The following is an 8500-nucleotide window of genomic DNA, read 5'->3' as shown; positions in this document are numbered from 1 at the left end:
TCTTTTTAGATAATCAGAAAAATCAATATTTCAGACTGAGTTTTGCAACTACAGATATTCCAGAAATTATAGATGGGGTAAATCGTTTAAAAGAAATTTTCTCATAATCTATATTTTCACAAAACCGATATAAATATTTTAAATAAACTGTAAGAAAGTCTAAATTAAATAAAAAAGGGATACCAAACTTTGATATCCCTTGATTTTATTGACTAAAAAGGCTAATTGGTGCAAAAAGACAAAAAAAACGACGCGAGGCCTTCACTAATATTAAGTAAATTAGGATCTTACTCTCGGCAAAATAGTATTTCTACAGCATTAAGAGAGATGGGGAAAATAGAAAAAACTATTTTTATTCTAGATTACTTATCAAATGAGGAGTTAAGAAGAAAAATTCATAGAGGTTTAAATAAAGGAGAAGCTATGAATGGTTTAGCAAGAGCTATTTTTTTTGGAAAGCAAGGTGAATTGAGAGAAAGGACTATCCAAAACCAACTTCAAAGAGCAAGTACACTTAATATTATTATAAATGCTATTAGTATTTGGAATACAATCTACTTAGAAAAGGCTGTTCAATATTTAAAAACTATTGAAGAGGTTGATGAGGCTTTGTTAAGCAATATATCTCCACTTGCTTGGGAGCATATTAATTTTTTAGGGGAATATAAATTTGATTCAGATTGTACTACTTCTTTAGAATTTTTAAGAGAGCTAAATATAGATTAAAGTATTGAAAATAAAGGGGTCATCAATGGTCAGTAAAATCCTTAGCGTTGTTATTCCGCGTTTTCCTGACGGGACCCCTATTAAAATAAATTTGTTGTCTGGTATTTTTAAAGCTTCCATATAATAATAGTAAGAATCTTCTTGTTGATTTAACTCGTAATACGATTTTGCTAATAAAATATATATTTTAAAAAGATGATTTGGAGTTGTTTCATAATTTTTCAAAAAATTTTCAATATCTAAAATTGTTTGTTCTACATCTATTCCTTTTTTTGCTAATAACCATAATTCTAAGTAATTTCCGTAGATAACTAATTTATTTTCATTACTAGAAACTTCAAAAAGAGAAGCATAAACATTTAAAGCCTTCCGAATTTTTCCTAATTTTGAATAATAAATAATAGCTAACATATTTTTAATTTTAAAAATTAAATCACTATCTTTTGTTATCTTTAAAAGTTTATTAAATACATCTATAGAGTCCTCAAAGTTATTAATTTTATATAAGGAATACGCATAATTATATAAAATTTTAAAATTTATTTCATTTGAATCTTTTAATAATGCAAAAGTATAGTTTTTAACTAAGTCCACAGTTTCCTTAAATTGATCTAAATAGTAATAAATTCTAGTTAATTGTAAAATAATATCAATATTTTCTAATGGTTTATATAAAAATAAAGCTATCTCAAAATACTTTTTAGATAGCTTTATTTCTTTTAGTTTTAAGTAAAATTCTCCTAATAAAACTGCAAATTTTTTCTGATTATTTCCTTTTAATTCTGAAAAATAAATATCAATTTCTAAATCGTTTCTAGTTTTGTCGTTCCCAATCATTTTAGATAATTTTTTTAAAGCTTGTTCTTCTTTTGTTTCAAGTAAAAATTCTACTGTAATTTCATCATTAATATTCTTATTTTTTAAAGCTAAATTAAAATTTTTACAAATTATTTCAGCCGTATTTTTTGTAAGCCCTCTTTTTCCTATTTCAATCATACCTATAAATTGCCTTTTTATTTCAATACTACTCAAATCATTTTGTGTCAATTCATACTTTTTTCTTAAATATACAATTTTTTCTTCTGGGGTTAAAAACATAGGTTATCCCTTCTTCCTAATTTTTTATTTTTTTCTAAATCTACTTTCAATATAATTTATCATAGTTTCTAAATCTTTATCAGAAATATTATCACTATATTTTTCAACCAATTTAAAATATGGTTTTAATCTCTGTTCTTTCTCTCTTTTTTCAAGAGCCTTTATTTTCTTATTTGCTTCTCTAATAACTTTCTGTTTTTGTTGCTTAATTTCTTCTTTTAATTCTGCAATAGTTTTTTTCTTTTTTTGCTCATTAAAATTATTTTCAATCATTCGTAATTTCTCCCTTTTTACTTTTATTAATCTAAGTATAGTATTAATGTTTACAAGTGTCAATAGTATCTGATATAATTATGGGTGAAAATTACTAAGGCAAGTTTACTACTTTTGCCGTCAAAAACTTCGTTTTAGTCGTCAAAGTAGAACTTGTAAAGGTGGGGCATAGCCCCCCTTTAATCCCCCCATTAAGTTAAATAAAAACTCCCCTATAAAAATGGGTACTTTTTATTTAACTTTTAAAGGAGTTGAAAAGATGAAAAAATTAACAGTAAGACTTGATGAAGATGATTACAATTTATTAGTAGAACAATGCAAAGTTTTGGAGTGTACTCAAAACCAATTTTTTAGAGAACTTTTAAGAAAAAATTTGGCTACAGATATTGAAGAATATAACACAACATTAAAGGAGATTTTTAGAACTCTAAAAATAGCTTCAAATAACCTTAATCAAATAGCTAAAAAAAGTCATTATTCTGATGATGTAGAAGCTATAAAAAAGGAGCTGAATGAGCTATGGCAATCCTTAAAGGAATAGGTAATCCAAGTTCCAAAAGTGGTGGAGCTAAATCTGCTTTAGAATATGTGGGGGAAAAAGCGGATTTAACAAAAGGAATTTATTGTTCTAATGATTGGAAAGAAGCCTTTAATGATTTTCAAACCACTAAAGAGTTTTATAATAAAGAAAATGGGCGTCAATATCTTCATTATGTCCAATCTTTTAAAGAAGGAGAAGTTACTCCTGAAGAAGCTCTTGAACTTACAGAAAAATTTTGTAATAAAATCATAAAAGATAACGAGGTTTTTTTAGCAGTTCATACAGACCAAAAACATATTCATTGTCATATGATTGTTAATTCAGTTTCTTATGTTGACGGACATAAATTCCAATGCTCAAGAAATGATTTAGAAAAATGGAAAGAAATTTCTAATGAAATTAACAAAGATTATGGATTAGAAATACCTCAAAAAACAACTGAACAAGGTAAAATTATTGCTTGGAAAAAAGAACAATATATGGCTCTTAAAAAATCTTTAGAAAATAAAGAAGTTCCAAACGATAGTTTAAATCTTGTTAATTCAATTTTAGAAATATCTAAGTGCTGCCAAAATAAAAATGAGTTTATTGAAAAAATGGATTCAAAAGGTTATCAAGTAGATTGGCAAGATCATAAAAAAAATATTACTTTCACAGTTTCAGAAAATATTTTAACTGGAAAGAAAAATAAGTTTAGATTAAATACTTTAGGTAAAACTTTTAATCATGAAATATTGAGTAAGGAGGGGTTAGAAAATGAATTTTCTAAAACAAGAAAGCAATATGAAAGACCAGAGTTATCAAGAGTTAATACAGGAAAACAACCAATTGAAAGAACTACTAATGAACTATCAGAACACCAACAGGAAACAGGATTTAGAACTAAAGTTGATGATAGAGCAATACAACAAAATGGAATCATCACTAGAGAAAGCTTTAGAGAAAGTTTTGGACTTAGAAGAGTCAATACCCTTGATGATAAAAGACATGAAAGAGAGTCAAAGCGATTGGCTGAAGAAAGCGAACGAGAACTTAAATCAAGAAATGAACAACAACAAAGAAGCTCTAATAAAATCAAACGAAAACCTAATGACAGAGGCTTCGACATTACTGACTAATATTTCTAACCTAGAAACAAAAATTAAAGATAATACTAAAGTTCTAGATAATGCAAACACTATTGTTACTAACTTTAACACTGAAAGTAAAAATGTTTTGGAAAATATCAGAGATAAATATCGAGAAAACTTTTGGAAAAATCTTTTAAAAGTTGGAGGGATTAGTTTTATTCTTAATGGAGTAATTATTGGTTTTTTCTTATGGGTAACAAATCTTAATTATAACAAAAAATTAATAGTTAGAGAGAGTCAAATTTATGAAAAGCTTATGCAAATAGACAGAATTCAGAGGGGAGAAGCAAAGTTTTATTTTGATAAAAAAGATAACGCTTTATACATCCAAGACGCAGAAAAAAGAAACGTTCCTCAAAAGTTGGAAGATGAAACAACTTATTTGATTGGATTTTGGCAAACAATTTGGAATAACTTATTTAAATAAAAATAAATAAAGAGCTAGAAGTTAAAAACTAGCTCTTTTAGTTCTATCGTTTATATTATAGGTTAACAACCTATTAAATTAGAGTAGGATCTTCTAAATCTGATAAGTAAACCTCAGCATTTATTTGATAAATTCCATTTCTATTTTCATATAAATCATTTCTTGTAGATTTTGGTGGCTGCTCATAAAACTTAGGTTTCCCAAGAAAAAATGTTCCTTGTTCCCTTAATGTGATTCTCTTTATTTCTTTTTCATCATCTCTTAATTTTGCTCTAAAGTCACAAGAAGATAATCTTATAATTGCTAGTTTTGCATTATATTTTTCTTGTTGTTTTTTTAATTGTTCACGAAGATTTTTTATTTCAAGATCTATTTGACTTTGAGGAACTTTACTTTCCATTAATTCGTTATGTAATTTTTTTAGTTCTCTTCCTGCATAATCATCATAAGTTAATATTTTTTTAGAATATGCTTTGTTTATGTATGTGGTTACACTTTTTACATTTTTATACAAAATTGGTGGTATAAAAATTTTAGGTAATTTATCTTTACCAGTTATTTCTTTGTACTGCTTTCCCAACTCAACAAGATTTTGACATAAACTATTAAAAAAATTTTCATCTGAAACTAGATAAGAATTTCTTTTATAAGTTTGCCTTAAGTGAATAGTACTTACAGAATCAATAATTTCACTGGATTCTATGATCTCTTCAATTATTTTGTATGCTTGGAAAAAAATTCTTCCTTCTGGAGTTGATTTTGTAAAAGGCATTCTCATAAAAACCTCCGAAAATATTTATTCTTAGACCATTTTTTTATATTATAGGCTATTAGCCTATAATATAAAAAAATCAGAAAAATGTCAATTACTAATTTTATAACTTCTCCGATTGAATTTTTTTTAATAATTTTGAAGAAGTTTTTAGATAAAAAATCAAATACCTTATTCTTCTTAAAATCGATTTTAAGGCCCTTTGTGTTTTCAAGTCATATATTTTAACATAAAATCTATTGAAATCTTAAATTTAGCTATTTAAAGCGGTTTAAATTATATAAAAAAGGATTAACTCATTGTAAAAGTTAATCCTTTTTTAATTTATTGTTATAATTTCAAATTTTATAACTTTTATTTTTTTTTGATTTTTTATATATAGATCAATATTATTTGTTCGTTCATCTCTTATAAACCATGTTTCAGGATAGTAAGTATTATCTTCAGCTAATCCCAAGTGTAAAATATGATTAGAATTGTCTTTGTAAATTATATATTTTGATTTTAACTCACAATTTTCAATTAAAGTTTTGTTAAACTCGATAATAAAATCTGTTTCGTTTAACGATAATAAATCTATTATTCTTGTAAAATTAATTATTCTTGTTTCTACAATTTTAAATTTTTTATCTTTTTGTAATTTTTCTAAAGTTAATTTTCTATTTTTAATTTTTGAATAAATAAGTTCTGCTGGAAATGTTGAATAACTTGTATATTGGAATCCTAATAAATGCTTTAATCTTTTTTTAGCAATTTGGAACTCAATTATTTCACCAGTTTCTAATGTTATTTTAAATTTTTTTCCCTTTAGATGTTTTTCATATTCCAATATAATTTTTCTTAGCATTATCAAGATCCTCTCTAAAAAATTTAATAGATATGAAAAAAAGTCATAGATTTTATACTACGACTTTTTTTCATAATAAAATTATATTTTATTTTGTGGTAGTAGTCAATTATTAATAAATAATAATCAAACTTTAATTCTTGTTTTTTTATTGTCCCCAAGAGAAAGGAAAGGCTACCAACTCCTCTTTGTTAACGTACAAAACACGGATAACAATAGAATTGTTATCAATTTTATTATAATCTTTTTTTCAAAAAAAATCAAGAGCCTTTTCTTTAAAAGAATCTTTTATTCTTTAAATAATCTTTAAAAGATTTAGACTTCATCTAGATATTGATTTTATTGGCTTAGAATACTATAACTTACTACAACCTGTAACACTGCTTACTACAACCTGTAACATTACTTACTACAACCTGTAACATTACTTACTACATTTTGTAACATTCCTTACTACAACCTGTAACATTACTTACTACATTTTGTAACACAACTTACTACAAAAAATTGACTTGCGATAAATAATGTGGTATATCTTATTTATAAAGGCTTTTCAGAGAATCTTACTACATTTTGTAACATTTTATTTTTGGAGGGAAAATGGGGAAAGAAATTATCAAATATCACAATGATATGAATAAAGTTAGTTTTGCTGGATTCAAAGAAAAAGAATTAGATTTATTTTTTTCAATTTGTCAAAAAATGAAAGATAAAGGAACTAATGAAATCGTTTTTTCTTTTTCAGATCTTAGAAAATTATCTCAATATTCAAACCGAAGTATTGAAAGATTTTATTCTGATTTAGATCGAGTATATAAAAAAATGTTAGAATTAAATTTAAAATATGAGGATGAAAAAGAAATAAGACGTTTTGTTTTATTTAGTAGATATATTATAAAAAAAGATGAACAAATAATTATAATAAAAGCTAGTGAAGATTTTGAATATATTTTAAATAAACTTATAGGAACATTTACAAAATTTGATTTAGTAGATTTTGTGAGTTTAAAAAGTGTTTATTCAAAAAATATGTTTAAATTGTTAAAACAATGGGAGAGCAAAAAAAACGTGAAATACGAGGTCCAAGTATTAAGAGAAATATTAGGTGTTCCAAGTAAGTATACAACATCAAATTTTAATGACAGAGTATTAAAGCCTATTATGGATGAACTTCCAAAATATTTTAATGATTTATGTTTAGAAAAATTAAAAACTGGAAAAAAGGTAACTCATTTAAAATTTACATGGAGTAGTAGAAAAGAAGAGATAAAAGAAGTTGAAAAAATTGAAGTTGAAATATCTGAAAAATTAGATAAAGTCATCAAAAAAGGAGTAAAAAACAGATTTTTAGCAAAATTATTAACAGTTAATAATATTGAAGAATTATTGAAAACGTTTGAAGAAAATGACCTTATAAAAGGGCTTTTATGGGCTTACAAAGAGGTTAGGCAAGATATAAGTAGCCTTGAATATTTAATAAAAACTATAAAAACTGGAATGGAAAAAAAAGAGAAAAAAATTATAGTTAAACCAACAGAAAAAATTGAAGATATTTTTGATAAAACATTTGAAGAAATTTCTTTAAATTTTGAAGAGGAAACTATAAAAAATAAGACGCAAGAAATAGAAATTTCAATTATTAAAGAAAAAGTTACAATAGAGCAGTATGAAGAATTATATAAAAAATATTTAGAAGAAAATAATACAACACACAATCCATTTATTAGAAAAGCTTTTGATATATCTAATAAAAATAAATATGAAATTATAGAAAATAATAATGATAAAAATCCACCATTCCCACCTATAGAGGAATTATCTGAAAAATCTCAAGTTGAAGCTAAAGAATATGCAAGAAAAAGAGATCTTAAGGAACAATATATGAATGAAATTCATGAAATAACAAAAGAGATTAGAAAATATATAGCTGAACAAAAATTAGAAATAAGAAGGCTTTCTTCAAATATTCTTTCTAGAAAGATAAACCAAAAGAAAATAAATCAATACCAGGAAGAAAATGAGTTTTTAGAACAATTAGTTTGTGAGTTTGGAATGTGGGGAGTTCATCTAACTACCTATACAGGTTATGAATTACTGGGAGAAGTTGAACAAAAATTTAATGAAAGTATTGCTGAAACTGTAGAAATATTCAATCTAATTTTTGAAAGAATGGAAATAGAAAAAAGATTAGATAAAGAATTTTTTGAGAATATGATAGCTGATTGCATTGATACTAAGTATTCATCAGTTGAAAGTATACCTACTTCGGAACTTAAGAAAAGATTTTCTCTATCAGATATTTCTGAAGATAAATTATTATCAAAAACTGGTAAAAAATTAGTAGGTGGGGCTTTAATTTCTAGATTGGAAAAAATAGCTAAAGAAGAAAAAATAGAGATAGAATATAAGGGGAAAATTATTATATAAAATTAAAGAATATTAAATAAAATAGGGAACATTGCACAGTTCTCTATTTTTTTAAAAAAACTCTTAATAGGAAGTTGTTTTTATAGATTTTATTACTAAAAAAAAGGCTACTTCCTAACAAGTAGCCTTTGATTTTATTGAGAAGAATGCAAATTTGGTGCCCAAGGACAAAAACGACATGAATCCTTAATAATTTATCGAGTCTTCTTCAAATTTTGTGTAAACTCTAAAAATTAAGAGTAATATTTTATATTTTTTA

9 protein-coding genes are annotated in these 8500 nt (G+C 24.9%); 5 read left to right on the top strand and 4 right to left on the bottom strand.

The genetic code is table 11. The annotated features are described in order from the left end of the window. The first annotated feature begins 228 nt into the window (after nt 1–228). Nucleotides 229–726 (top strand): Tn3 family transposase, encoded by a 498-nt coding sequence (locus L988_RS13165; RefSeq protein ID WP_047384968.1) that lies wholly within the window; start codon nt 229–231, stop codon nt 724–726. On the opposite strand, the gene L988_RS13160 is transcribed toward L988_RS13165, so the two are convergent. Further along, nucleotides 712–1824, bottom strand: a complete 1113-nt coding sequence (locus L988_RS13160) for a helix-turn-helix transcriptional regulator (protein WP_047384966.1) — start codon at nt 1822–1824, stop codon at nt 712–714. The two genes, L988_RS13165 and L988_RS13160, sit on opposite strands and share 15 nt — an antisense overlap. A 24-nt stretch (nt 1825–1848) precedes the next feature. Beyond that, complete coding sequence (locus tag L988_RS13155; RefSeq protein ID WP_047384963.1) at nt 1849–2097, bottom strand: hypothetical protein; 249 nt, start codon at nt 2095–2097, stop codon at nt 1849–1851. 259 nt (nt 2098–2356) lie between these two features. Here L988_RS13155 and mobC point away from each other — a divergent pair, with 259 nt between their 5' ends. Genes mobC through L988_RS13915 form a run of 3 tightly spaced genes read left to right on the top strand, consistent with a single transcriptional unit; the run spans nt 2357 to nt 4195 of the window. Beyond that, the gene (gene mobC / locus L988_RS13150; protein ID WP_047384962.1) at nt 2357–2638 is read left to right on the top strand and encodes a plasmid mobilization relaxosome protein MobC; all 282 of its coding nucleotides are present in this window, start codon (nt 2357–2359) and stop codon (nt 2636–2638) included. Further along, the gene (locus tag L988_RS13145; RefSeq protein WP_047384961.1) at nt 2617–3756 is read left to right on the top strand and encodes a relaxase/mobilization nuclease domain-containing protein; all 1140 of its coding nucleotides are present in this window, start codon (nt 2617–2619) and stop codon (nt 3754–3756) included. The genes mobC and L988_RS13145 overlap by 22 nt, the downstream gene beginning before the upstream one ends. Continuing rightward, a complete protein-coding gene (locus L988_RS13915; protein WP_047384960.1) occupies nt 3728–4195 on the top strand; it encodes a hypothetical protein in 468 nt (155 codons plus the stop codon). The genes L988_RS13145 and L988_RS13915 overlap by 29 nt, the downstream gene beginning before the upstream one ends. 73 nt (nt 4196–4268) lie before the next feature. Here the strand turns inward: L988_RS13915 and L988_RS13135 are convergent, their stop codons facing one another. Continuing rightward, a complete protein-coding gene (locus tag L988_RS13135; RefSeq protein WP_047384958.1) occupies nt 4269–4973 on the bottom strand; it encodes a hypothetical protein in 705 nt (234 codons plus the stop codon). A 313-nt stretch (nt 4974–5286) separates the two neighbouring features. Continuing rightward, the gene (locus L988_RS13130) at nt 5287–5814 is read right to left on the bottom strand and encodes a PBECR4 domain-containing protein (RefSeq protein WP_047384956.1); all 528 of its coding nucleotides are present in this window, start codon (nt 5812–5814) and stop codon (nt 5287–5289) included. A 600-nt stretch (nt 5815–6414) separates the two neighbouring features. On the opposite strand from L988_RS13130, the gene L988_RS13360 reads away from it, so the two are divergent. Then, nucleotides 6415–8241 (top strand): replication initiation protein, encoded by a 1827-nt coding sequence (locus L988_RS13360; protein WP_052191865.1) that lies wholly within the window; start codon nt 6415–6417, stop codon nt 8239–8241. Nucleotides 8242–8500 lie beyond the last annotated feature (259 nt).

Origin of the sequence: Cetobacterium sp. ZWU0022 (genome assembly GCF_000800875.1) — a bacterium.
Taxonomy (GTDB): domain Bacteria; phylum Fusobacteriota; class Fusobacteriia; order Fusobacteriales; family Fusobacteriaceae; genus Cetobacterium_A.
This window is presented reverse-complemented; position numbering and strand designations above follow the sequence as displayed.